Genomic DNA, 23,036 nt, shown 5'->3' with positions numbered 1-23,036 from the left:
CAGCGGCGTCCGGGTTCAATTCCAGTTTGCTCCGGGCCTTCCGCTGCGCGAGGATCACCTCCACCTTCGGCGACAACAGCCAGACTTTTTTCTGCGAAGATCCAGTTTCGCACCCCGCTGCATGAATTGTGCTACCGCTGAAGTCTGGGATTCAGCGCAAAGTCCGGCAGGGGCACTGTCCCCTGATCAGTGAAGTGGCTAGCGTGGAACGCACAGTGCTGGCACTGCAAGGAGCCAGCTGGCGAAGCGTACGAGGGAGGAAACCCATGGCAGGCAAGAGCCGGATCAAGGATGAAGAACTCTACGAGGAGCTGCGCGAGGAGGGGAACTCCAAGCAGAAGTCGGCGCGCATCGCCAACGCCGCCGCCCGCGATGGCCGGTCAGCAGTGGGCCAGCGCGGAGGCAAGGCCGGGGACTACGAGGACTGGACGGTCCGGGAACTGCAGGACCGGGCCAAGGAAATCGGGATTAATGGCCGTTCGAAAATGCGCAAGGCCGAACTCATCGAAGCCCTGCGTAATTCGTAGCAGACCGCCATGGAAGGAGAAGCAATGAGTGAACGCGAGAAGCCTGAAAATCCGGCTCGCACCACCCAACCGGATGAGGATGCCCAGCCAGGGGACGAGCGCGTGGTTCGCCGCGGCAGCATCAACGAGAACACCGAAGATGAATCCGAGGAAAGGGAAGAACGCTATGACGCGGGCTGAACTTTCCCTCCAGCGAAGGGAAAAGCCATGACTGGCAAACCAGTGGACAGCACCCGCAGGCGTCGGCCTGGTCTATGGCTGGCGATTGTGGGCGGACTGGTGGCAGTAGGATTCGCCATCTATGCGCTGCTCGCAGCGCCGGACAGCACCTCGGGGCCGCTATGGATCGTGGCCGGCTGGGGCGCATTGGTCTTCATCTACGGCCTGTACCGCATCATTCGCGGACCGAGCTCCCTGGATGATCCACGCGCCGGCACCGACGCCAACGGACGGTGACGGCGCTCCCTCCAGGAGAATCGCAGCAGAACAAGGGCAGAGCGTCCGGGAAAACCATGGTTTTCCCGGACGCTCTGCGTTGTGGTCCGGCTGGGCTGGGAGATCCTAGTCCTGGGAAATCCCTTCGACCAGGTTGCCGGTGCTCTGCTGGTCGTAATAGCGGGCAATATCAGCCTGGGCGAGCATTCCGACCAGCGAATGCCCGTCGATGACCGGAAGCCTGCGCACCTGGTGCTCCTGCATGGTGCGGATGGCTTCTTCGACCGAATCATCGGCTCCGATGGTGACCGGCTTGCCCTGGGCGTAATCGGCGACCTTGGTGCTGGAAGTGACCACACCGTCGGCCACGGCGTTGATGACGATGTCCCGGTCGGTGATCGTGCCGGCCAACCGGTCATCCTTGCCGCAGATGGGCAGCATGCCGACCTGCAAGTCCTTCATCATCTGGGCGGCCACTTGAATCGAGTCCTGCTCCTTGACGCATTTGGCAGGCGAGGTCATTAGTTCCTTGGCTGCAACCATGATCGTGCTCCTTTCGCGTATTTTTGTGGGACACCCTCCACGCTCCAGCACAGCAAGCACGTCTTCAACCATTGCCAGCGAGCTTGCAGATGCGCCCCCTCGACTCTGGCAACAGCCGATTAATCATGTACTTGTGCAGCCGATAGCTGGTAGTTGGTAGAGCACCGGGAAACGCAACGTGAGGAGAATGACCATGGGATTCATCGACAAAGCCAAAGATGCCATTTCGCATGCTGCCGACAGATTCAAGGATCCCGACAAGGACCTGGTTGAGAATCTCTGGCCGCTGGGGCAACCCGACGACGAGCACCTGCCAGCCGATTCCGGGGAACCGGCAGAAGAGGGCTTGGAGCAGCCCGGCAATCACCTGCCTCCTGTCCAAGGAGCCGACCCGGACCTCGACGATTCCCCGGAAGACCAGTATTCCGAAGGCGACGGGGACCGCTAGCTGTCCCATGGCCAAACCGAGTTCAGGAGGCAAACCATGCAGACCTGCGATATCTGCGGAAATGCGAGCGAAACGGTGTTCACGCTCAGCCGGAACGGGCATTCGGGCCGCTTCGACAGTTTCGAATGCGCCATCCACGCCATGGCCGAAAGATGCACGCACTGCGGTTGCGCCATTCTGGGCCACGCCGTACACCACGGCCAGGAGGCGTACTGCTGCCAGCACTGCGCCGAACACGCTGAGCAATGAGCGCGACAAGCGACTTCAGCCATCCCGCGCTGCTGCTCATTGACCTGCAAGAAGGATTCTTCGAGGACCCGGCACTGGCGCTGGCCCGCCAGGATCTGGCAGCCCGCTGCAACCAGCTGGCCGTAGCGGCGAGGGCCTCCGGGTACCCGGTGATCAGCGTGCGCACCGTGCACAAGGAAGACAAATCCACCTGGACGCTGAAGATGCTCGAAGACGACCAGGGCTACCTGTTCGAAGGAACGGAGCAGGCCGCGTACCTGGCGGAGTTGGAACTGGACGGGGCCATCGAAGTGGTTAAGCGCCGGGACAGCGCGTTCTGGGATACGGAGCTCAAGGACATGCTGCTGCAGCACCGCGCTAGTTCGCTGGTACTCGCCGGGGTTTCCTCCGAGACGTGCATCTCCGCCACCGCGGCCGATGCCTTCGCTGCGAACTTGCCGGTGGCGGTGGCCACCGACGCCACCGCATCGGCCGACCCGGATTTCGAAGGGACTACCTTGGAATTCATGCGCAAGCAGCATCGGCAGAAGCTGAAGACCACCTTGGAAATCATTTCCGATTGGAAACACGAGAAGGAGCTGGAATGTCACTGAATAATTCTGAATTCGACGACGTGCGCAAGGACTCGGACACGGACGAGCCGTTGGATGGGCGCGATAGCCAGCCGGCGGCTGGGTCATCGGATGCACCCCAAGCCCAGGACGCCGAGGATCCATTGCGCGGAGCAGACCGGGTGCTGGAGGAAAACGACGGCGATCCCTTGGCGCTCAATCCCGAAACGCTGCTTCCCGAACCGATTGACGGGCAGCGTCCGGTCGACGATACGCTGCTGGACTACCCCGACCAGGATGACGAGCAAGGCCTGGACGCCGAGCGGACCGCCAACCTGCCGGACCAGCGCGAAACACCCGATCAGCAGTAGCGCACCGGTGGGCTGAGAACCGCAGAAGGGGCATCCCGTGCAGGGATGCCCCTTCTGCCATTGCCATCGCGTGGTCACGGACGGGATTCGGCTTCCTGGGTGAAAAAGGAAATCTTGCCGCTGGCTTCCAGTATCGCCAGCCGGATGCTGCTGTAGTTCTCGATGCCAGCCTGGCGGGCGAGCATGCTCAATTCGTCCAGCCCAATGCGCTCGTTGTGCAGGGCCTTGCGGTCCAGGACCCCGTCGCGGACCAGCACAATCGGGCGGCCCTGCATCAGCTTGCCCAGCTTGGGCCAGCGCATATTGGCGAAGTTCAGCGCAGCGGCCAGGACCACCATGGTGAATACTGCCAGCAGGCTGCCGGTGAGCGAACGGTCCTCCATGGTGATCCCCTGCTGCACCAGGTCGCCCAGGACGACGAACAGCACCAGCTCGAAGGAACTGAGCTCGCCCAGGGTCGATCTGCCGGCGGCGCGCGTAACCAGCCACAGGATGATGAAGGCGGTGGCTGCGCGGATGACTATTTCCATCAGGGGATCCTCCAAGTTCTGATCTTCAGGTCGGTGCTTTCGCCGTTGGCAGTAATTCCGAGCACGCCCTTGGCGCTCGGCGACCATTCGTCCGAAGCCCGACCCGTGAGGGTGGCAACCATGTGCCGCGACCCCGGTGCCGGGGCCACCTCGAATTCAGTGGTTCCATCAGCTCGGCTCGACTCGGACTCCGGTTCGGGAAAGGCCGAGAAGTCCTCGAAGAGCATGAGATAGTCCTCGCTCAGGTCCAGCGTGATGGTCTCGGTCAAAGGGTCGGCAGAGCTGATCCCAACCCTCAGCTGGATTTCATTGCCGGCACGGACCACCGCGGGAAACTGCAGCTGGACCGCGAAGCCGTCGGCCTGTCGTTCCATGCTCTTCTTCTGGTCGAATGCGCCGAGCAGAGCCGCCAGCACGAAGGCTGCAATCACGAGCAGGGCGGCGAGGCTCAGCAGCCGGCGTCTGCGATTGCTGTCCTCCGAGGTGATGTCATCCAGCGTCGAGTCGCTGATCTTGGCCTGGAAGATATTCAGCATGGGATGGGGCCCTCCTTGCGCTCTTGCTATCGAGGCTAAGCCGATTCGTCTGCGCCAGGACCAGCCGAGTTCCGGTTCACAGGCGGCATCCAGTTCGCAGCAGCTGGCGCTGGCGCCAACCTGTGCATTGCGGCCGACCGCTTGAGCCGGCCCGGAAGTGGTGCCACAGTTGCACCAGGAGGAGGAGATCATGACCGTAAACGACCGCATTGAAAGCACCGAATTGGCCTCCAGGCTGGAGGCTCTGCCGCAGTGGCGCAAGCTGGCCGGGAAGCTCTGCGCGGTGTATGAGGCCAAGAGCTCGGCAGAAGCCATCGAATTGTTCAGCGACATCGCTGCCGCAGCGCAGATGGCCAACCACCATCCTGATGTGGACTGGCGCTACAACCTCTTGTTCGTTTCGACAGTGTCCCACGACGCCGGTGGCGACATCACCGAAAGGGACCTCGCGCTGGCCTCGGAAATCACGCAGCGGGCCGCCGCCTTGCATGCCAAAGCGCGCCTGGATTTGATCAAGGTGGTGGAAATCGGCATCGACACCGACGACGCCCAAGCCATAACCGGGGATTGGGCCGCCGGCCTGGGCTACCGCGAGCAGCCCGACGGCAGCCTCGCCGATCCTGCGGGCAGGTTGCCGGACATCTGGTTCCAGCACACCCCGACGCCTCATCCCTCCCGGCTGCATCTGGATGTGTGGGTTCCCCACACCGAAAGCGCTGCCGTGCTTTCGCAGCTGGAGAGCCAGGGTGCGGTGCTCGATGAGCGCAGCGCTCCGGGTTTCACCATAGCCAGCGACCACCAGGGCAACCGCTTCTGCATCTGCACCGAGCAGGACCGCTAGCGGCCTTGGCCTGAGCCGGCGATTTCTCCCGGTGCAATCGACCGGATTCTGGACTGTCCTGCCGGCCAGGGGATAGATTGACAGCGGATAAGCCAGCGGGGCCTTGGGGGCTCGGATGCTGGGCGCGATGGAAGGAACCCGATGGGCACTGCACAGGAAATCACCGCCTCGATCTCGCAGCAGCTGCCCTGGCAGGAGGAGCTCTATAAGCATTTCCACCGGCATCCGGAACTGGGCCTGGCCGAGCACGAGACCTCGGCGCGAATCTGCGAGGAACTGGAGGATCTGGGCTATGAAACCTGCCTGATCGGCGGTACCGGAATCGTCGGAATCCTGCGCAATGGCGAGGGGCCGGTGGTACTGGCCCGGGCCGACATGGATGCCCTGCCGGTCGCCGAGGACACCGGGCTGGAATATTCCTCCACGGTCCCCGGGGCCATGCACGCCTGCGGCCATGACATGCACATGGCCACCTTGCTGGGAGCGGCCAGGTTCCTGGCCGGGAACCGCGAGCGCTGGTCCGGCACCTATCTGGCGTTGTTCCAGCCAGCCGAGGAGACCGCCGCAGGGGCCAAGGCCATGGTGGCCGATGGGCTGGTGGAGAGGATCCCGAAGCCCGATGTGGCGCTGGCTCAGCACGTGATGCCCGTCGAAGCGGGGAGGATCGGCACCACCGCGGGACCGATCCTTTCCGCCGGCGACAGCCTGCGCATCACCGTCTACGGGCGCGGTGCGCACGGCTCGATGCCGCATAATTCGGTGGACCCGGTAGTCCTGGCCTCGTCCATCGTGCTCAAGCTGCAGACCATTGTTTCGCGTGAAACCCGGCCCGGGCAGTTCGCAGTATTGACCGTCGGCGCGTTGAATGCCGGTAGCGCCGCGAACATCATCCCGGACCGGGCCCAGCTGCTGCTGAACATTCGCACCTATGATCTCCAGCTGCGCCAGCACGTCATCGACTCCATCGAACGCATCGTGCGCGGCGAATGCGCCGCGGCCGGCTCGCCCAAGGAACCGGACTTCGAGTTCTACGACCAGTTCCCGCTGACCAGCAATGACGCGGCGGCCAACGAGAAGGTCACCAAGGCCTTTGAAGAGCATTTCGCCGACGGGCAGGTCTACCAGGCTGACCCGGCCACCGCCTCGGAAGACTTCAGCACCATTCCCGATGCCTTCGGGATCCCGTACGTCTACTGGACCGTGGGCTGCGCCGATCCAAAGACCTACCAGGCAGCGCTCGCCGAAGGGACTGTCGCCTCGAAGATTCCGGCAAACCACTCGCCGTTCTTCGCCCCGGCCATCAACCCGACATTGGAAACCGCGAGCCGCACCCAGGTGGTGGCCGCGCTGGCCTACCTGGGCCGCGGGGCACAGGACTCGGCAGAACGGTGATGTCCACCGCAAGAGGAGCTGGTGGCAAGTAACCGGCACCTGTCCTGCCGGTAAGTACACGGTTTATGATTAACGCCACCATGCCCGGGATCCTGCGGGAATGCGGGTGCCTGCCAGTGATTGATAAAAATCAATCGCAAGGATGATTCAAAGTGTCCAAGGCGAGCGCTAGACTGGCAATCGCTCTTCAATCACGCTGCCCTTAATCCGAAGGTCCAGCATGCCGGAGAGCTTGATGCCAGCGAGGATTTCCCACATGCTTCTCAAGCTCATCTTGAAACACTCCAAGCCGTACACGGGGTGGATCATTGCCGTAGTCATTTTGCAGCTGGCCACCACCGTGGCCACTCTTTATCTCCCTAGCCTGAACGCCAGGATCATCGACGTCGGCGTGGTCGAAGCCGATATCGACTACATCTGGCGCACCGGCGGACTGATGCTGGTGGTGGCCCTCATCCAGGTAGCCACCGCGGTGGCCGCCGTCTATTTCGGGGCCAAGACCTCCATGAGCGTGGGCCGCGACATCCGCCAGTCGGTCTTCGAGAAGGTCTCGACCTTCTCGGCACAGGACGTCAACAAATTCGGCGCCGCCACCTTGATCACCCGCGGCACCAACGACGTGCAGCAGATCCAGATGCTCACCTTGATGGCGTTGAACTTCATGATCACCGCGCCGATCATGTCCATCGGCGGCGTGATCATGGCGATCCGCGAAGATCCCGGACTGTCCTGGCTCGTTTGGGTTTCGGTACCGCTGGTGCTCATAGTCGTGGGCCTGCTGGTCATCAAGCTCATGCCGCTGTTCCGCGATATGCAGACCCGCATCGACGGGATCAACGGCGTGCTCCGCGAGCAGATCACCGGCATCCGCGTGGTGCGCGCATTCGTGCGCGAAGAGCATGAGACGCAGCGCTATGCCGATGCCAACCAGAAGCTGACCGACCTCGGTGTCAAGGTCGGCAACCTGTTCGTGCTGATGTTCCCGGCGATCACCATGATCCTGCACCTGTCTACCGCCGCCGTGCTGTGGTTCGGCGGGCACCGGGTGGATAACAACCAGGTGGAGGTCGGCGCGCTGACCGCCTTCCTGCAGTACCTGCTGCAGATCCTGATGGCGGTCATGATGGGTACCTTCATGGCCATGATGATTCCCCGTGCCATGGTTTCGGCCGACCGCATCTCCGAGGTGCTGGACAGCGAGCCGAGCATGCTCGACGCCGCCGAACGGCAAATCGCGCTGCCCACCCCGGGCACCGTGGAATTCAAGAACGTCAGCTTCGGATACCCCGGCGCCGAGGCGCCGGTGCTCAACGATATCTCCTTCACCGCCAAGCCGGGGCAGACCACTGCCATCATCGGCTCCACCGGTGCCGGCAAGACCACCTTGCTGAACCTGATCCCGCGGCTCTACGACGCCACCGAAGGCGAAATCCTGATCGGCGGGGTGCCGCTGAGGGAACTGGGACGAGACACCATTTCGCGGAACATCTCCGCGGTGCCGCAGCGCCCCTACCTGTTCTCCGGGACCATCGCCAGCAACCTGCGCTTCGGCGCCCAGGACGCTACCGAAGATGACCTGTGGGATGCGCTGAGGGTGGCCCAGGCCGACGGCTTCGTCGCCGAACGCGAAGGCCTGCTGGATTCGAAGATCTCCCAGGGCGGCACCAACGTGTCCGGCGGCCAGCGCCAGCGCCTGTGCATTGCCCGGGCCCTGGCCGCGAAGCCGAACACCTACCTGTTCGATGATTCCTTCTCGGCCCTGGATGTGAACACCGATGCCAGGCTGCGTGCGGCCCTGGCCGAACCGACCAAGGACGCCGCGGTGATCATCGTGGCCCAGCGCGTATCGACCATTACCGGTGCGGACCAGATACTGGTCCTGGACCATGGCGAAATCGTGGCCCGGGGTACCCACGAGCAACTGCTCGAAACCTCGGAAACCTATCAGGAAATCGTGGCATCCCAGCTGAGCGTGGAGGAGGTGGCCTAAATGGCGAAGAAGCAGAAGAATATCGATCCGGAACAGCTCGAAAGCGAGCTTGCGGACGTCAATGAATTCGATGCCGCGGCGGGAGCCGACGACTGGAGCGGCGGCGCCCCGGTGCGCAAGGCCGAGCATTTCTGGCCATCGGCCAAGCGCCTGGTCGGGCTGATGTCCCCGTACAAGCTGGGCATGGTCCTGGTGTTCGCGCTGATCACCGTGTACGTGGTGCTCTCGGTGATCGCACCGCGGATCCTGGGCAAGGCCATGGACGTGATCTTCGCCGGGCTGATCGGCAAGAACATCCCGGCCGGCACGCCCGCGGAGCTGGTGATCCAGCAGCTGCGCGACTCCGGGCAGGGAACCCAAGCCGACATGCTCTCCAAGGTGGACTTCGTCCCCGGGCAGGGCATCGACTTCACCCAGCTTTCGCAGTACATCCTGATCGTGCTCTCCATGTACTTCGTTGCCTCGCTCTTCTCGTGGGCCTCGGGCTGGCTGCTGAACAAGCTGGTCATGCGCGTGGTCTACAACCTGCGCAAGGACGTCGAGGACAAGATCAACAAGCTGCCGCTGAACTACTTCGACACGCGCCAGCGCGGCGATCTGCTCTCGCGCGTGACCAACGACGTGGACAACATCCAGAACGCGCTGCAGCAGGCGCTGAGCCAGCTGGTCTCCTCGGCCATGACCGTTATCGGCATCGTGATCATGATGTTCGTGGTCTCCTGGCAGATGGCGCTGATCGCGCTGGTGGCCCTGCCGCTTTCGGCAGCTGCCGCGGGCATTATCGGCACCCGGGCGCAGAAGCTGTTCACCGCGCAGTGGAAGAACACAGGGGCGCTGAACGGGCAGATCGAGGAATCCTTCTCCGGCCACGAGCTGATGAAGGTCTTCGGCCGCGAAGCGGACATGGTGGACCGCTTCACCGCGCGCAACGAGGAACTGTACAAGGCCAGCTTCGGCGCCCAGTTCGTCTCGGGCATGATCATGCCGGTGATGAACTTCGTGTCCTACCTGGCCTACGTGGGCATCGCCGTGGTGGGCGGGCTGCGCGTGGCTTCGGGCACGATGAGCCTGGGCGACGCGACCGCGTTCATCCAGTACAGCCGCGAGTTCACCCAGCCGCTGGGCCAGATTGCCGGCGTGGCGAACATGCTGCAGTCCGGCGTGGCTTCGGCTGAACGCACCTTCGAGCTGCTGGACGCCGAGGAACAGGAACCGGACGACGCGCAGGACAGCCTTCCTGCCCGTGCCGACGGGCATGTCTCCTTCAAGAACGTGTCCTTCTCCTACTCCCCGGACAAGCCGCTGATTGAGGACCTGTCCTTCGACGCGGATCCGGGGCACACGGTGGCGATTGTCGGCCCGACCGGCGCGGGCAAGACCACGCTGGTGAACCTGGTGATGCGCTTCTACGAGCTGAACTCCGGGAAGATCATGCTCGATAACCGCGATATCACCGACCTTTCCCGCGCTGACCTCCGCTCGAAGGTGGGCATGGTGCTGCAGGACGCATGGCTCTTTGGCGGAAGCATCATGGAGAACATCCGCTACGGCCGGCTGGATGCGACCGATGAGGAAGTGATCGCGGCCGCGAAGGCGACCTTCGTGGACCGTTTCGTGCGCGCGCTGCCCGATGGCTACGACACCATCATCGACGAGGAAGGCACCAACGTGTCGGCCGGCGAGAAGCAGCTGATCACCATTGCCCGCGCGTTCGTGGCCAACCCGTCGCTGCTGATCCTGGACGAGGCGACCAGCTCGGTGGATACCCGTACCGAATTGCTGGTGCAGCAGGCGATGGCCGCGCTGCGCAGCGACCGCACCAGCTTCGTGATTGCCCACCGGCTGTCCACGATCCGCGATGCGGACACCATCTTGGTGATGGAGTCCGGCCGGATCGTGGAGCAGGGCAACCACGAGCACCTGCTGGGGACCCAGGGCGCCTACTACCGGCTGTACCAGTCGCAGTTCGCCGGCCCGGCCGAGGACGTGGATGCGAATCCGGATACAGCTGCGGTGCCCGCGGTAGCGGCCGGAGCCACGGTGGCCAGTGACATGGCACCGGAAGCAAAGGAAGAAACCGAGTAGGACCTTGAGTCGCGAAGACCCCGGCATCTGGCAGATTTTCACTGCCGGTGCCGGGGTCTTTTTGCATTGCCAGGCCTGCTTCTGATCGAACCGCTGCGGCACGCCCCCAGGCCATCGATAGCACTTGTTCCTGCAGGAAATGATGCAATATGAACATGATGCTTAGACAGTTGGAATATCTGGTGGCACTGGCCAATGAGGGACATTTTGCCCGGGCAGCTGAAGAATGCGCGGTCTCCCAGCCAGCATTATCAGAGGGCATTCGAAAACTCGAAAAGGAACTGGGCGCGCCATTGGTCCGCCGGGGCCATGCCTTCCAAGGACTGACCGTTGAAGGCGAGACGGTTCTCAAATGGGCTCGGAAAATCCTGAAAGACCATGCCTCGCTGAGACAGGAAATCTCCCATTACGAGAATGGCCTGAACGGAACACTTCGATTGGGAACGGTTCCTGCTGCCTCTTCAACTGTTGCAACCCTCACCGACAAGTTTGCCCGTGCGCATCCGCAAGTGGGCATCAACGTCCAGGCGAGTCTCCATTCGGCGGACATCGTCCGTCAGATCAGGAACTACGAGCTTGACGCGGGCCTTATCTACGCGGAGCCGCAGGACCTAGCTGGACTGCTGGTCTATCCGCTCTATGCCGAGGAACATGTGCTGCTCACTGCGCCGGGGATGCTCCCCGAGGGCGCAACGACGGCTTGGGCGACGGCGTTGGAGTTGCCCTTATGCCTCCTCGACTCATCTCTTCGAGGGCGCCAGGTCCTCGACCAGACGCTCAGCCGGCACGATCTGGTAGTCTCGCCGCGAATCGAATGCGACTCGATAGTCACGTTGCTCGCGCATGTGTCCACCGGGAACTGGGCCAGCATAGTTCCGCGCCAGTGGTTGCCACCCTTGGGAGCTCTGCCTGGTATTGAGCTTTACAGGCTGGATGATCCGCAAGTTACCTCGCAAATTTCTCTTGTAATGGAAGACAGCAGTCCATTAACCCTGATGTCGCAGGCGCTCGAAAAGATAATTTCTAGCACATTCCCTGCGGTCGATATGCATCTCAGCAGGAATCATAAGTAGCACTTACTGAATCATCGGATCTAATTATTGGATCTGATCAATGGTAATCCCTGAACCTAGAACCAGACCCCAAGTCGCTTAGGAATTGGGCCGTGCAACTGGGAGCGGAGAGAACAGTGGAACCTGACCATCTTGAGGCACCATGGGATCCGAGGGATGCAGGCAATCAGATAATTGCCAGGACGACTCGGGATTCCATGATGACGGCAGGCAGAGCAGCTCCGGTCTCCACAGCCATTGGTAAGTTCAAATTCACGCGCGGTTCGCTCGTGAATTGGCAGCTCTTCGCCATTTCGCACAGCCCAGAGATCCGCCCGGCCCTGCGCGTAGGCCTCGGATTGGGACTTCCGGGGATTGCGCTGCTGCTGATTGGCAGAACGGACCTCCTTGCCTACGCTGTTTTCGGCTCCATTGTCGGGAGGTACGGCCGAAATCCGCATCGCTCGCAGCGACTGAAGGACCAGGTGCTCGGAGCTGCACTGATGCTGTGTGCGGGAATTTGCGGGATCGCCATGGCCCCCTTGGGTATGCGCGGGTGGACGCTGCTTGCCGGAGGAATGTTCTGGGCGGCCTTCAGCTCATTGATCGCTGATCGATATGGGCTCAAGCCCGGCGGTGCCTTCTTTCCGCTCTTTGCGTTTGGTGCGTTGGGAACTTTGCCGGTGGGGGAACTTCCCGCCCTTGATGGCCTGGCCGCGTTCGTCGCCACCGCTCTGTTCAGCATCCTGCTCGGCCAAGCCGCACGCTTCGGACGAGTGGAAGAGTGCGGCTCGGAAGGCCTCGCGATTCCATGGCCCCGCATCCTGCGCAGGGCATGCACCTACCTGATAGTTGTCTTCCTAGCTGGAGCTGTCGGGATTACTCTGCAGGTCGAGCATCTCCAATGGACCATGGCCGGGGCGGCCGTTCCGCTTGCCGTCGGCAATGCCCGGGGACGGTTGCGACGTGGGGCTCACCGCATCGGGGGAACCGTGGCCGGTATAGGCGTGTTGTTTGGGATCACGGCCCTGACTCCCAGCGAACTGATGATCGGCTGCTGCATCATCTTGCTGATGTTCCCAACCGAGGCCTATATGGTCCGGAACTACGGCCTTGCCCTCAGCTTTTTCACGCCGCTGATTATCCTGATGCTTCAGCTGGCTAATCCGAAGAGCGGATCCCAGATGGTGTGGGACTGCGCTATGGGAAATCTTCTCGGTGTCGTTGTCGGCATTGCGGCCGCTTCAATTTTCGAACGGCAGCCCCGAACCACGATCTAGAAACGCCGCAACTGCGGCGCGGCAGATCAGAAGCATGAACCCAGAAGAAAAATACGACGAACGAGATCTATTAAGTAGCCGCAGGCCTACCGCAGCCCCATCGGCAGGACATAAGCTGGCCTTGAACTCGCATAATTCATCGAGGATAAGGAAAAAGCATGTCAGATGCAGCTGTGCCAACTGTTGGCGCAAAACTATCGGCAGAATTCTTGGGCACATTCGTGCTGGTCTTCGGTGGCTGTGGTTCAGCGATCTTCGCAGCCAAGGTCATCGCAGATGAAACCGTGAACATGGGCATCGGATTCCTGGGCGTAGCTCTGGCTTTCGGTTTCACTGTGCTGATCATGGCGTACGCAGTAGGGCATATCTCCGGCGGCCATTTCAACCCTGCCGTCACCCTGGGCACGGCCTTTGCCGGGCGCACCCCGTGGAAGGATGTCCTCCCGTACATCGTCACGCAGATCGTCGCTGCTTCGGTGGCGGGTGCCGTGCTGTTCTGGATCGCTTCGGGCAAGGACGGATTCAACGCAGTCGAATCCGGTTTCGCTTCCAATGGCTATGGGGAGCGATCGCCAGATGGCTATTCGCTGGTTGCGGCACTGGTCGCAGAGATCGTTTTGACTGCGATCTTCCTGTACGTGATCCTCGGCTCCACCGACAAGCGCGCGCCGCAGGGTTTCGCGCCGATCGCTATCGGCCTGTCATTGACCCTGATCCACCTGGTGTCCATTCCCATCACCAATACCTCGGTCAACCCGGCACGTTCCCTGGGCGTCGCATGGTTCGCCGGCCCGGAAGCCTTGGGCCAGGTATGGCTGTTTATCCTGGCACCGGTTATCGGTGCGGCCATTGCCGGTGTCAGCTACAAGGTGCTCTTCCCGGCCTTCGTGGACAAGGGTCGCGAAGGTTTCGACAAGAACTAGCAGATGATGGGAGCTCGCGGTTACCGCAGCTCGCTGAACCCAGTCCAGCAGACTTCGACGTCGGCTGGACTGGGTTCGTCCTTTCACGTGGAACGATGAACTTGGGAAATCCACATGGAAGGCGATTAGGCTTGTCATATGCAACAACGGCCAGAGTACATGAACCCCTATTCGGCTCCGCGGCCCAAGCAACGCGTCTTCAACGCCGGGCAATTCACCAAGGGCGACTTCTGGACAGTTCTTGCCTACCTCGTCTTCTTTGTCGGGGGCGCAGCAGGCCTCATCGGCTTGATCCCTGGCTACATGGGCGCCTTCTCCACCCAGGAACAGGCGCTGTTCGGGATCAACCTGATCCTGTATGTCACCTTCTTCATTCTCGCGATGATCCAGTGCGGTCCGCAGTTCTTCGAGTCGTTCAAGACCATGCGCTACCACCCCTGGGCCAAATGGCTGATGCTGCCCGGTGGCTGGTTCCTGACCATCATGGCCAACGGAATCATCGCCGCCTTGACGGGCCAAGCGGCCACCAGCGAGAACCAGGCGGCCCTGGAATCCATGGCCGGAACGGTGCCGCTGCCGGTCATGCTGGTGGTCACTGCGCTCTTCGGCCCATTCGTCGAGGAATACCTGTTCCGCCATCTGCTCATCGGCAAGCTTTCACGCAAGCTCAACGTCTGGATTTGCGCACTGATCTCCACGGTGCTGTTCGCCAGCATCCACTTCATTGGCGCGGGCATCGGCTCGTGGCTGGAGGTCGTGCCGTACTTCATGCTGGGCGTCATGATGGGTGTTGCCTACATCCTCAGCGGCAAGTCGCTGGCCTACTCCTACATGCTGCATGTCATTAACAATGCAGTAGCGTTGCTGGTGGTGTACCTGATCTACCCGCTGCTTCCTGTGGGAGCCTAGGCAGTGGCATTTACCGGACTCGAACCGAACACCCCCGCCTATCGGGGCATGCTGCTGGCGCTTTTTGCCGGCGGCGTTGCCACGTTCTCCCAGCTCTATGCGGTGCAGGGGCTGCTGCCGGTGATCGCCGGCTATTTCCACATCACCTCTTCGCACACGGCACTTGCCGTTTCATCAGCGACCCTGGGGCTGGCGTTGGCCGTGACTCCATGGGCCATCATTTCCGACCGCGTCGGGCGCCGCAAGGTCATCAGCATCGCCCTGATCTCTTCGGTTGCCCTGGGACTGCTCAGCTGCCTGTCGCCAAGCTTCGAGTTCCTGGTGGCGATCCGGTTCTTCGAGGGAATTGCCTTGGCAGGTGTTCCCGGCTCTGCACTGGCCTTCCTCGTTGACGAGGTCAATACGCGAGCCGTTGCCGTGGCCAGCGGCACCTATATCTCCGGCACCACCCTTGGCGGGCTGGCCGGACGCTTGGTCGCCAGCTTTGTCGCAGACCCCGCCGGCTGGCGCTGGGGGGTCGCGGCAGTGAGCATCATGGCCGGCCTGGCGACGCTCTTCTTCCTGTTCAAGGCGCCCAGCGCCCAGGGCTTCGACCCCATCCACGGCCAGGACCTGCGCAGCATCGCCAAGAAGTTCGCACATGCATTGCACGGCAAGATGGCACTGGTCTATGCCCAGGGATTCTTGCTCATGGGCGGATTCGTGGCCGTCTACAACTACCTGGCTTTCCGGCTGGAAGCACCGCCCTACCTGATTCCGGCTTCGTGGGCGGCACTGGTCTTCTTGGCCTACCTTTCTGGAACCTATACCTCGGTGGCCAGCAGCAAACTCGTCGCCAAGGCTGGACGGCGAAATACCCTGCGCATCAGCATTCTCACCAGCGCCCTGGGCTTGCTGCTGACCCTGGCCGGGAACCTGGTCGTGATCATCAGCGGGTTGCTGATCTTCACCGCTGGCTTCTTCGCGGCCCACGCGGTCGCCAGCGGGTGGGTGCCGGTGCTGGCCACCGGAGCCAGGGCGCAGGCCTCCAGCCTGTACAACTTGTTCTACTACGTGGGCTCGTCACTGCTTGGCTGGCTCATCGGCATCCCCTTCATGCACTACGGCTGGGCCAGCGTCGTGCTCTGCGTTGGCGCGTTGCAGGTGGTTGCCCTGATCATGGCTTCCTTGCTCTCCAAAAGGGACCCATCCCTTCGCGGATAATTCATATTCCGCATTCGGAATACTCAACTTTGCGCGAAATATCAGGTCAGATCGTCGAATTCTCCTGATACCCACCTGGCATAGCGTTCCGCAGAGAACTGGACCACCCGGTGGGCATCGGCCTGGATGCAGGCGGCGAAGTTGTTGTAGAGGCGGTCGAACTTCACCGGCTCCAGATCCTTGGCCATGCGCCGCACCACGGCAGCCGAGAGCGGGATGCGGTTGGGGTAGCTGCGCAAGAAGGTCGCATTGCCATCGGCCACGGGGAAAATCGCGTCGCCAGCCAGCAGGACTCCGCGGCCATCGGCCCCTGCTTCCCAAACAGCCGCAGTGCTGCCCGGGAAGTGGCCGCCGAGCTGCATCAGCCTGATCCCGGGCAGCACCTCAAAAGGCTGGGACCAGGTCCTGACGGCGGCTGAGGAATACTGGACCCACTGCGCATCTTTCTCGGCGACGAGGATCGGCGCATCACCCAGCGCCTGGCTGTATTGCTGCTGCACCCCGTACATGTGCGGATGGCTCGCCACAATGGCCGCCAGCTTTCCGCGGCTATCCAGCCAATCAATGATTTCTCCGGTAATCAGCCCGGGCACGTCGAAGAGCAGGTTGCCCGCGGTGGTCTCCACGAGCAAGGAGCTTTGGCCTATGCCGATTTCGGGAGAAGCAATCGCATTCAGTCCCGGCTCCAGCGAAGTGATCGTCAGCTGGTGGCCGGCTGCTGCCAGGTCTTCGGTGCGCACCCAACGCTGGATTCCGCCCGGAATGTACTGGCGTTCATCGGCGCAGATGGGGCAGGTGCCGGTGGGTTGCGGGCCCGGCGGGAACTCCACGGCGCAGCCCGCGCATTGCCAATGGCCAATATGTTCTTGTCCCATGGGAAACCTGTCTTCTGCTGGCGGTGCTGGCTGTGCCCTGCTTGCTTCCAAACCTAGTGCTCGCTCCGGACGCAGGAAAGAGGACTGCACCGGGAATCCTCCTGCGCGCAAGCAAATGGTGAAAGTCCACTCTGCTTCGTAGAGTTGAGGTTGTGAATCCTTCAACCCCCACCGAATCCCCGCGGAGCTTGGCCCGGCAGATCCTTGCCTTGGCAGTTCCCGCCTTGGGTGCTTTGATCGCCGAGCCGCTGTTCTTGATGGCCGATTCGGCCATCGTGGGCCACCTTGGTGTGGCCGAGCTGGCCGGCGCCGCACTGGGCACCACGGTGCTGCACACTGCGGTGGGGTTGATGATCTTCTTGGCCTATGCCACCACGCCAGCTGTAGCCAGAGCCCTGGGCGCTGGCAACCCCGGCAAGGCCATGGCGGCGGGCCGTGATGGCATGTGGTTTGCCGTAGTCCTCGGGGTGGCGCTTTCGCTGCTCGGATACTTCAGTGCCGATCGGCTTGTGGGCTTGATGGGCGGCGAAGGGGAAACCGCTGGATTCGCGGTCGACTACATCAGGTACTCGATGCCTGGCCTGACGGCGATGCTGCTGGTCCTGGCAGCCACCGGCGTGCTGCGTGGCATGCAGGACACGAAAACACCGTTGATCGTGGCCACCGCTGGCTTCGGATTGAATATCGTCCTGAACTTCGTGCTGGTCTACTGGGCCGATATGTCCGTAGCCGGTGCCGCGCTTGGCACATCGATCGCCCAGTGGATGATGGCGGTGGTGTATTTGTGGATGATCTTGCCAAGAATCCGCAAGCAAGGAATTTCCATGGCGCCGAGCTGGTCCGGGTTCATTTCCACCGGGCAAGTCGGTTCCTGGTTGATGCTGCGCAACCTGAGTATGCGCGCGGCGTTGCTCCTCACGGTTCTTGTCGCCACCAACGCCGGCACCCAGACACTGGCAGCGCACCAGCTGGTCTTCACGATCTTCAGTTTCCTGGCCTTTGCACTGGATGCGTTGGCTATTGCGGCCCAGGCCATGATTGGCCAGGAGCTGGGCCGCGGGGATGCAGAGCAGGTCCGCAAGCTCACCGGGATCATGAGCCGCTGGGGCATCTGCTTCGGCGTGGTAACCGGGATCCTGCTGCTTGCCACCTCGTGGGTCTTCCCGATGATCTTCACCCCGGATGAGCAGATCCGCCAGCTGACCACCGTTGGGCTATGGGTGCTGGCATTGTCCCAGCCGTTGTGCGGTTTGGTGTTCGTGCTGGACGGCGTGCTCATCGGTGCGGGGGATGCCCGCTATCTCGGGTTGGTAGGCGTAGCGAACCTTGTTCTCTACGTGCCGATGCTCTGGGCGGTTCAGGTCTTTGCCAAGGATTCCACGTCAGCGATTTTGTGGATCTGGGTTGCTTTCGCCATCGGCTACATGGCAGCTCGCGGCGTGAGCCTGTCCCTGCGTGCCAGGAACAGCGCTTGGATGCGGTTGGGCAGCTGAACCCAGGCCACCGGGCCGCTCGCCACCGATTACTCCTGGAGCTCCATTGCCTGGGCGGCAATCTCATAGGTGACCGCATGGTCCAGTGAGCTGGTGGTGCCCCGGCACCCGGATCCGGGCTGGGCAACGACTAGTGCGTTGGACTGAGGGTGCGGCCGATACCGGTACGGGTCATTGCCGTTTCCCGGACGAGGGTCTCGCGTTCGGTGCCTTCGAAGATGTTCTCGCGGACCACGAAGAAGTCCACGTCCCCTGGCTGGCGGAATGGCAGCAGGCTGCCCCACTGCGCCGAAGAAGATCGTGTCGTGCACGCCAAGCCGCTCAATCCGGTTATCGGGCATCATCTACCGGCGAGCACGGAGATGCTGTGTGCATTGCCCATGATGCACCAGTGGTTGGCCGCTAGTGATGTCCCAGCATGGCTCGGCGGATGGATTCCAGATGCAGCGTCATGGCCTCGGCGGCCGCTGAAGGATCTGAATTCTGTATGGCGGCAAAGATCGACTGGTGCTCGGCCAGCTCGTCCGATTGGGACATGTATGGCTGCATGGAAGGCAAGACGTAGTGGGCTCGGGCGGTTTGCGTGAAGCAGTTCTCCAGGCTGTCCACAATGCGGGAGTTGCGCGATGCTGCGGCCAGTTCGCTATGGAAGCACTGGGCGGCATGCATGGAGGCAATGGGGTCGGAGACCGCCAGCTTTTGCTGGGCTTCAAGGTGCCCGGCCAGGGAAACCACAAGCGCGGCCGAATGCATGCTGGCTACCTGTCCTGCCACATGCGGTTCGAGCAAGCTGCGCAGTTCCAGGACTTCATAGACATCATTCATCGAGATGGCGCGAACCAGATAGCCCTTCTTGGGCAGCACCTGCAGCAGGCCCTCGCTGGTGAGCTGGCGCAGGGACTCGCGCACCGGGGTCTTGGAGACCTCGAACTCCTGGGCCAGTGCCGGTTCGATGATCAGGCTTCCCGGGGCAAGTTCCCCGCGGTTGATGCGTTCGCGCAAGGTGAGCGTGAGCTGTTCGGAGAGCGAGCTGGCCATGGTTTTCCGATTCCTAAGGGGCGTAACTTGGCGACCTGATCTAGCTATCGCTCTGGGCAACACTCTAGTCTGGGATGAAATATATTTCAGGTATCTTACGGAACACCACTTTATCGCAAGGACTACGACTGTGCCGATCACCCAGAACTCTGCCAGCACGCAGCAAGCGCGCAACCGGCGCCGGGCCCTGTTCGCCTCTGTCTTCGGCACGGCCATTGAATGGTACGACTACGCGCTGTATGGCGCGGCCGCATCGGTGGTGATCGGTCCGCTGTTCTTCGCCGGAGCCGGAGAAGCGGCGGCCTCGATCGCGTCCTTTGCGACCTTCGCGGTGGGCTTCGTGGCCCGCCCGCTGGGCGGTGTGCTCATCGGCCACCTGGGGGACCGGTTCGGGCGCCGCCCGGCCATGCTGCTCTCGGTCATCCTGATGGGCATCGCCACCGTGGGCATCGGCCTGCTGCCGACCGCGCAGACCTGGGGCGTGTGGTCCGTGGGCCTGCTGGTGCTGCTGCGCCTGATCCAGGGATTCGGCGCTGGCGCGGAACTGACCGGTGCCATGACGCTGGTGGCCGAATACGTGGAGCCGAGAAAACGCGGGTTCTACACCTCGCTGGTGCTCTCCACCCCGCCGCTGGGCATCGCCCTGGCCACCGTGTGCTTCTTCCTGGTCTCGCTGGCCGGTGACGAGGTACTGCTCGGGTGGGCCTGGCGCATCCCATTCCTGGTCTCGGCACTGCTGTTCGTCGTGGCCATCTACATCCGCAACAAGCTGGAAGAGACCCCTGACTATGCCGCCGCCATGGCCTCGGCCCGTGCCGAGCAGCAGCAGGCCAAGCTCCCCATCGTGCAGGTATTCTCGGGGCATTGGCGCCGGGTCATCCTGGGCTTCCTGGCCATCACCGGGCACAATGCTGTCAACTACATCCTTGCGGTCTTCGCGCTGAGCCTGATGGTCACCAGTGGCATGGAGCGAAGCCATGCGCTGCTGGCGGTCACCCTGGGCTCATTGGTCTCCGTCGTGCTCACCCCGGTGGGTGGCTGGCTGGCCGATCGGTTCGGCGCATCCAAGGTCCTGGCGGCCGGGAATATCTCAGGTTTGATCCTTGCGTTCCCGATCTTCGCGATGATCTCAACCGGCGAGTTCGCCTTCGGATTCCTGGGCATCGCTGCCGGCTACGCGCTGGTGATCCCGTGCACTTCCGGTGCCCAAGGGGCCTTCCTCACCGAGCTGTTCCCCGTCTCGGTGCGCTTCTCCGGGATTGCCATCGCGCGCGAACTGAACGGCGCCATCGTCGCTGGGCTCTCGCCGCTGATTGCCGCTGCGCTCTTGCAGACGGGCAACGGCTCCATCGCGATGCCAGCGGGATACCTGGCGCTGTGCTGCCTGTCCTCGGCCATTGCAATCTTCATCGGCACCCGCGCAAGCTCGCGCACCCTGTACTAGACCGGCAATTTCTACCGAAGTAAAGGAACAATCCATGGGTAATCTCAAGCGCCAACTGCCCGACGTGGCCGAACTGGTCAGCCTGATGAAGTTCAAGCTCCCCTCCACTAGCCCTCGCGCCGCCCGCCTGGCCGGTGCCGCCGACATCTGGGATCTGCGCAAGATCGCCAAGCGCCGCACCCCCGCCGCGGCCTTCGACTATGTAGATGGCGCTGCCGGGCGAGAAATCACCGCGACCCGCGCCCGAGCGGTGTTCGACAGCGTTGAGCTGTTGCCGCGAATCCTGCACGGAACCGCGCAGTCGGATCTTTCCACCACCATTGCCGGTGCCCCATCGGCATTGCCCTTCGGCATCGCCCCCACCGGTTTCACCCGCTTCATGCACGCCGAGGGCGAAATCGGCGGCTCGCGGGCTGCCCAGAAAGCAGGGATTCCCTTCAGCCTGTCCACCATGGGCACCCGATCCATCGAGGAGGTCGCCGAGGCGGCACCCGAGGGCCGCAAATGGTTCCAGCTCTATCTGTGGAAGGACCGGGAAAAGTCCAGGGCGCTGGTGGAACGTGCCGCTGCAGCGGGCTATGACACCTTGCTGGTCACCGTGGACACCCCGGTGGCCGGCCAGCGCCACCGCGATACCCGCAACGGCATGAAGATCCCGCCGGAATTGACCGTGAAGACCGTGCTCGATGCGTCGTACCGACCCGAATGGTGGTACAACTTCTTGACCACCGATTCGCTGAAGTTCGCATCATTGTCGGATACGTCGGCAGACCTGCCAACGATCATCAACTCCATGTTCGATTCCTCCCTGGACTTCGAGGATCTGAAATGGATCCGCGAGCTGTGGAAGGGCAAGCTCTTCGTCAAGGGCGTGCTCACCAGCGAAGACGCTGCCAAGGCCCAGGCCGCCGGTGCTGACGGACTGGTGGTCTCCAATCATGGCGGCCGGCAGCTGGACCGCGCGCCGATCGCCTTCGAGGCCTTGGGCGAAGTGCGTGCCGAAGTCGGTGAGGATATGGAAATCATCATGGATTCGGGCATCATGTCCGGCGCGGACATTGTCGCCGCGCTGTGCGCCGGAGCGGACTTCGTGCTGATTGGCCGCGCCTACCTCTACGGCCTGATGGCTGGGGGAGAGGAAGGCGTCAGCCGTGCCATCGAATTGCTGGCCAAGGAAGTGGAAGTGACTATGCAGCTGATGGGCGCGGCGAGCATCGGGGATCTGGACCAGTCGCTGATTCGCCGCCGTGGCTGATGTGATTAACCCCGGGCGAAGTGGCGGTTAGTTCTATGAGCGGTAGAATAGAAATTGTGCCTGCACCAAAAACCACCCCAGTTCAAGCTTCAGAAGTTTTCCGCCCAGTATTCCTGCGCGGCCTGACAGCCCTGGCCTATGCCCTGATGTCGATTTTCTGGATCGGCGCAGATGACAAGGTTGTCACTTACTCCACGGCAGCGTTCCTCGTTGTCACTGGCGTGTTCATGTGGCAGTACGTATCTGTGGAAAGCGCGCCGGAGAAGTCGCGCGCCCCCTACGCGCTGGGTGCGGGATTGATGCTTCTGGCTGGTATCGCCACCATCTTCGTCAGCTCGATTGCCTGGGTCGGCTATGTGGGTGCCTTTGCATTCCTGGCCGGAGGCATTGCCGAGCTCATCGTCTTTGCCAAGCATCGCGAGGCCTTCCCGCCGTTCAGGAACCAGCTGGTTACCGGCGCGGTGGGCGTGATCTTGGCCATTTCGCTGTGCTTCAGCGGTGGCATGGATGCGCACGCATTGTTCGGCCTGATTGGCGGCGGAACTATCGTTCTGGCCGTTTTCGCGCTGATTGCCGCCTTCGGCCATCGCCATGAAATGAAGGCAGCCGCCCCGACCACGATCAATTCGCCGGACCAGGAAAGCAACTAGTCTTTAGGTCTGCAGTAAAAGTAGAAACGGAGTTCCTGGTGGGAAACAACAAGAAGAAGCAACCGTGGAGCCAGTCAATCAAGGGCCCACTGAGCTTCTCGCTGATCCTGGCCATCGTCGCCGGCGTGGTCGGCTTGGTTAGCTCCACCGGCGGATCGCAGAATCCCTTGCGCTTCGATATCGGTTTGGCCTGTTTCGGCATCGCCTTTGTCGCAAGCCTGCTGGTCATCTCGGTGATGACCATGGCTGCCAAGGACAATGATCCTGACCTGGGAAAGGGGACCGGGGTAAACCGATCCTCATCCAACCCGGACAAGAAGTTTGAAGACTGATAATAAAGCTTAGCCACGCGGCATGACGCGCTGAGACTGTCCATCCACAGATAGTCCCAGCGCGTTGTCGTTTGCCGGGCCAAT

General features: G+C 62.1%; 27 protein-coding genes. 21 read left to right on the top strand and 6 right to left on the bottom strand.

Annotation, left to right across the window (positions count from 1 at the left end; all coding sequences use genetic code 11):
- Positions 1–266: 266 nt before the first annotated feature.
- From CQ012_RS10325 to CQ012_RS10320, 3 genes are read left to right on the top strand one after another with little or no spacing between them, the layout of a single operon-like run.
- On the top strand, positions 267–527 hold the full coding sequence (locus CQ012_RS10325; RefSeq protein WP_105662080.1) for a DUF7218 family protein: 261 nt from the start codon (positions 267–269) through the stop codon (positions 525–527).
- Positions 528–551: 24 nt separating this feature from the next.
- Positions 552–707, top strand: a complete 156-nt coding sequence (locus CQ012_RS17595) for a hypothetical protein (RefSeq protein WP_181149051.1) — start codon at positions 552–554, stop codon at positions 705–707.
- 27 nt (positions 708–734) lie between these two features.
- A complete protein-coding gene (locus CQ012_RS10320) occupies positions 735–983 on the top strand; it encodes a hypothetical protein (protein WP_146112949.1) in 249 nt (82 codons plus the stop codon).
- A 105-nt stretch (positions 984–1,088) separates the two neighbouring features.
- On the opposite strand, the gene CQ012_RS10315 is transcribed toward CQ012_RS10320, so the two are convergent.
- Complete coding sequence (locus tag CQ012_RS10315; RefSeq protein ID WP_105662078.1) at positions 1,089–1,505, bottom strand: CBS domain-containing protein; 417 nt, start codon at positions 1,503–1,505, stop codon at positions 1,089–1,091.
- A 193-nt stretch (positions 1,506–1,698) separates the two neighbouring features.
- On the opposite strand from CQ012_RS10315, the gene CQ012_RS10310 reads away from it, so the two are divergent.
- From CQ012_RS10310 to CQ012_RS10295, 4 genes are read left to right on the top strand one after another with little or no spacing between them, the layout of a single operon-like run.
- Positions 1,699–1,953, top strand: a complete 255-nt coding sequence (locus CQ012_RS10310; RefSeq protein ID WP_146112202.1) for a hypothetical protein — start codon at positions 1,699–1,701, stop codon at positions 1,951–1,953.
- 36 nt (positions 1,954–1,989) lie between these two features.
- Positions 1,990–2,202: a metallothionein gene (locus CQ012_RS18050; protein ID WP_105662077.1), complete on the top strand. Its 213-nt coding sequence runs from the start codon at positions 1,990–1,992 to the stop codon at positions 2,200–2,202.
- Positions 2,199–2,795 (top strand): cysteine hydrolase family protein, encoded by a 597-nt coding sequence (locus CQ012_RS10300; protein WP_105662076.1) that lies wholly within the window; start codon positions 2,199–2,201, stop codon positions 2,793–2,795. The genes CQ012_RS18050 and CQ012_RS10300 overlap by 4 nt, the downstream gene beginning before the upstream one ends.
- On the top strand, positions 2,786–3,124 hold the full coding sequence (locus CQ012_RS10295; RefSeq protein ID WP_105656083.1) for a hypothetical protein: 339 nt from the start codon (positions 2,786–2,788) through the stop codon (positions 3,122–3,124). The genes CQ012_RS10300 and CQ012_RS10295 overlap by 10 nt, the downstream gene beginning before the upstream one ends.
- Before the next feature lie 74 nt (positions 3,125–3,198).
- Here the strand turns inward: CQ012_RS10295 and CQ012_RS10290 are convergent, their stop codons facing one another.
- Positions 3,199–3,654: a DUF421 domain-containing protein gene (locus tag CQ012_RS10290; protein WP_105656084.1), complete on the bottom strand. Its 456-nt coding sequence runs from the start codon at positions 3,652–3,654 to the stop codon at positions 3,199–3,201.
- Positions 3,654–4,190, bottom strand: coding sequence for a hypothetical protein (locus CQ012_RS10285; protein WP_105662075.1), 537 nt, complete (start codon positions 4,188–4,190; stop codon positions 3,654–3,656). The genes CQ012_RS10290 and CQ012_RS10285 overlap by 1 nt, the downstream gene beginning before the upstream one ends.
- Positions 4,191–4,380: 190 nt before the next feature.
- Between CQ012_RS10285 and CQ012_RS10280 the strand changes: the two genes are divergently transcribed.
- The 9 genes from CQ012_RS10280 (at position 4,381) to CQ012_RS10240 (ending at position 15,865) form a co-directional block, all read left to right on the top strand.
- Entirely contained in the window at positions 4,381–5,031 is a 651-nt protein-coding gene (locus CQ012_RS10280) for a 4a-hydroxytetrahydrobiopterin dehydratase (RefSeq protein WP_105662074.1), read from the top strand.
- Positions 5,032–5,172: 141 nt separating this feature from the next.
- Complete coding sequence (locus CQ012_RS10275; RefSeq protein ID WP_105662073.1) at positions 5,173–6,423, top strand: amidohydrolase; 1,251 nt, start codon at positions 5,173–5,175, stop codon at positions 6,421–6,423.
- A 256-nt stretch (positions 6,424–6,679) separates the two neighbouring features.
- Entirely contained in the window at positions 6,680–8,413 is a 1,734-nt protein-coding gene (locus CQ012_RS10270) for an ABC transporter ATP-binding protein (RefSeq protein ID WP_105662072.1), read from the top strand.
- The gene (locus tag CQ012_RS10265) at positions 8,414–10,498 is read left to right on the top strand and encodes an ABC transporter ATP-binding protein (RefSeq protein ID WP_105656089.1); all 2,085 of its coding nucleotides are present in this window, start codon (positions 8,414–8,416) and stop codon (positions 10,496–10,498) included.
- 149 nt (positions 10,499–10,647) lie between these two features.
- Complete coding sequence (locus tag CQ012_RS10260; RefSeq protein ID WP_208294295.1) at positions 10,648–11,571, top strand: LysR family transcriptional regulator; 924 nt, start codon at positions 10,648–10,650, stop codon at positions 11,569–11,571.
- A gap of 464 nt (positions 11,572–12,035) precedes the next feature.
- Positions 12,036–12,830, top strand: a complete 795-nt coding sequence (locus CQ012_RS10255) for an FUSC family protein (RefSeq protein ID WP_219844363.1) — start codon at positions 12,036–12,038, stop codon at positions 12,828–12,830.
- 158 nt (positions 12,831–12,988) lie between these two features.
- A complete protein-coding gene (gene aqpZ / locus CQ012_RS10250; RefSeq protein WP_105656091.1) occupies positions 12,989–13,753 on the top strand; it encodes an aquaporin Z in 765 nt (254 codons plus the stop codon).
- Positions 13,754–13,891: 138 nt separating this feature from the next.
- Positions 13,892–14,662 carry a CPBP family intramembrane glutamic endopeptidase gene (locus tag CQ012_RS10245; RefSeq protein ID WP_105662070.1) on the top strand — a complete coding sequence of 257 codons (771 nt, stop codon included), beginning with the start codon at positions 13,892–13,894 and terminating at the stop codon, positions 14,660–14,662.
- A 3-nt stretch (positions 14,663–14,665) separates the two neighbouring features.
- The gene (locus CQ012_RS10240; RefSeq protein WP_105662069.1) at positions 14,666–15,865 is read left to right on the top strand and encodes an MFS transporter; all 1,200 of its coding nucleotides are present in this window, start codon (positions 14,666–14,668) and stop codon (positions 15,863–15,865) included.
- A 41-nt stretch (positions 15,866–15,906) separates the two neighbouring features.
- Here CQ012_RS10240 and CQ012_RS10235 read toward each other — a convergent pair whose 3' ends face one another.
- A complete protein-coding gene (locus tag CQ012_RS10235; protein WP_286134037.1) occupies positions 15,907–16,740 on the bottom strand; it encodes an MBL fold metallo-hydrolase in 834 nt (277 codons plus the stop codon).
- 152 nt (positions 16,741–16,892) lie between these two features.
- Between CQ012_RS10235 and CQ012_RS10230 the strand changes: the two genes are divergently transcribed.
- On the top strand, positions 16,893–18,233 hold the full coding sequence (locus tag CQ012_RS10230; RefSeq protein ID WP_105662068.1) for an MATE family efflux transporter: 1,341 nt from the start codon (positions 16,893–16,895) through the stop codon (positions 18,231–18,233).
- 130 nt (positions 18,234–18,363) lie between these two features.
- On the opposite strand, the gene CQ012_RS10225 is transcribed toward CQ012_RS10230, so the two are convergent.
- Together CQ012_RS10225 and CQ012_RS10220 are read right to left on the bottom strand one after the other, a co-directional pair.
- Complete coding sequence (locus CQ012_RS10225) at positions 18,364–18,558, bottom strand: hypothetical protein (protein ID WP_181149050.1); 195 nt, start codon at positions 18,556–18,558, stop codon at positions 18,364–18,366.
- A gap of 77 nt (positions 18,559–18,635) precedes the next feature.
- Positions 18,636–19,271 carry a GntR family transcriptional regulator gene (locus CQ012_RS10220; RefSeq protein ID WP_105656097.1) on the bottom strand — a complete coding sequence of 212 codons (636 nt, stop codon included), beginning with the start codon at positions 19,269–19,271 and terminating at the stop codon, positions 18,636–18,638.
- A gap of 130 nt (positions 19,272–19,401) precedes the next feature.
- On the opposite strand from CQ012_RS10220, the gene CQ012_RS10215 reads away from it, so the two are divergent.
- Genes CQ012_RS10215 through CQ012_RS10200 form a run of 4 tightly spaced genes read left to right on the top strand, consistent with a single transcriptional unit; the run spans position 19,402 to position 22,952 of the window.
- On the top strand, positions 19,402–20,715 hold the full coding sequence (locus CQ012_RS10215; RefSeq protein ID WP_105662067.1) for an MFS transporter: 1,314 nt from the start codon (positions 19,402–19,404) through the stop codon (positions 20,713–20,715).
- Positions 20,716–20,749: 34 nt separating this feature from the next.
- The gene (locus CQ012_RS10210; protein ID WP_105662066.1) at positions 20,750–21,970 is read left to right on the top strand and encodes an alpha-hydroxy acid oxidase; all 1,221 of its coding nucleotides are present in this window, start codon (positions 20,750–20,752) and stop codon (positions 21,968–21,970) included.
- Between the two features lie 56 nt (positions 21,971–22,026).
- Entirely contained in the window at positions 22,027–22,620 is a 594-nt protein-coding gene (locus CQ012_RS10205; protein WP_105662065.1) for a DUF308 domain-containing protein, read from the top strand.
- A 38-nt stretch (positions 22,621–22,658) separates the two neighbouring features.
- Complete coding sequence (locus CQ012_RS10200) at positions 22,659–22,952, top strand: hypothetical protein (protein ID WP_286134039.1); 294 nt, start codon at positions 22,659–22,661, stop codon at positions 22,950–22,952.
- Positions 22,953–23,036: the final 84 nt, after the last annotated feature.

Origin of the sequence: Arthrobacter sp. MYb214, from assembly GCF_002979865.1 — a bacterium.
Taxonomy (GTDB): Bacteria; Actinomycetota; Actinomycetes; order Actinomycetales; family Micrococcaceae; genus Glutamicibacter.
This window is presented reverse-complemented; position numbering and strand designations above follow the sequence as displayed.

Excerpts from the sequence above, each read along its gene's own strand:
- CQ012_RS10325 (WP_105662080.1), top strand. The coding sequence starts at position 267 with ATGGCAGGCAAGAGCCGGATCAAGGATGAAGAACTCTACGAGGAGCTG.
- CQ012_RS17595 (WP_181149051.1), top strand. The coding sequence starts at position 552 with ATGAGTGAACGCGAGAAGCCTGAAAATCCGGCTCGCACCACCCAACCG.
- CQ012_RS10320 (WP_146112949.1), top strand. The coding sequence starts at position 735 with ATGACTGGCAAACCAGTGGACAGCACCCGCAGGCGTCGGCCTGGTCTA.
- CQ012_RS10315 (WP_105662078.1), bottom strand. The coding sequence starts at position 1,505 with ATGGTTGCAGCCAAGGAACTAATGACCTCGCCTGCCAAATGCGTCAAG.
- CQ012_RS10310 (WP_146112202.1), top strand. The coding sequence starts at position 1,699 with ATGGGATTCATCGACAAAGCCAAAGATGCCATTTCGCATGCTGCCGAC.
- CQ012_RS18050 (WP_105662077.1), top strand. The coding sequence starts at position 1,990 with ATGCAGACCTGCGATATCTGCGGAAATGCGAGCGAAACGGTGTTCACG.
- CQ012_RS10300 (WP_105662076.1), top strand. The coding sequence starts at position 2,199 with ATGAGCGCGACAAGCGACTTCAGCCATCCCGCGCTGCTGCTCATTGAC.
- CQ012_RS10295 (WP_105656083.1), top strand. The coding sequence starts at position 2,786 with ATGTCACTGAATAATTCTGAATTCGACGACGTGCGCAAGGACTCGGAC.
- CQ012_RS10290 (WP_105656084.1), bottom strand. The coding sequence starts at position 3,654 with ATGGAAATAGTCATCCGCGCAGCCACCGCCTTCATCATCCTGTGGCTG.
- CQ012_RS10285 (WP_105662075.1), bottom strand. The coding sequence starts at position 4,190 with ATGCTGAATATCTTCCAGGCCAAGATCAGCGACTCGACGCTGGATGAC.
- CQ012_RS10280 (WP_105662074.1), top strand. The coding sequence starts at position 4,381 with ATGACCGTAAACGACCGCATTGAAAGCACCGAATTGGCCTCCAGGCTG.
- CQ012_RS10275 (WP_105662073.1), top strand. The coding sequence starts at position 5,173 with ATGGGCACTGCACAGGAAATCACCGCCTCGATCTCGCAGCAGCTGCCC.
- CQ012_RS10270 (WP_105662072.1), top strand. The coding sequence starts at position 6,680 with ATGCTTCTCAAGCTCATCTTGAAACACTCCAAGCCGTACACGGGGTGG.
- CQ012_RS10265 (WP_105656089.1), top strand. The coding sequence starts at position 8,414 with ATGGCGAAGAAGCAGAAGAATATCGATCCGGAACAGCTCGAAAGCGAG.
- CQ012_RS10260 (WP_208294295.1), top strand. The coding sequence starts at position 10,648 with ATGAACATGATGCTTAGACAGTTGGAATATCTGGTGGCACTGGCCAAT.
- aqpZ (WP_105656091.1), top strand. The coding sequence starts at position 12,989 with ATGTCAGATGCAGCTGTGCCAACTGTTGGCGCAAAACTATCGGCAGAA.
- CQ012_RS10245 (WP_105662070.1), top strand. The coding sequence starts at position 13,892 with ATGCAACAACGGCCAGAGTACATGAACCCCTATTCGGCTCCGCGGCCC.
- CQ012_RS10235 (WP_286134037.1), bottom strand. The coding sequence starts at position 16,740 with ATGGGACAAGAACATATTGGCCATTGGCAATGCGCGGGCTGCGCCGTG.
- CQ012_RS10220 (WP_105656097.1), bottom strand. The coding sequence starts at position 19,271 with ATGGCCAGCTCGCTCTCCGAACAGCTCACGCTCACCTTGCGCGAACGC.
- CQ012_RS10210 (WP_105662066.1), top strand. The coding sequence starts at position 20,750 with ATGGGTAATCTCAAGCGCCAACTGCCCGACGTGGCCGAACTGGTCAGC.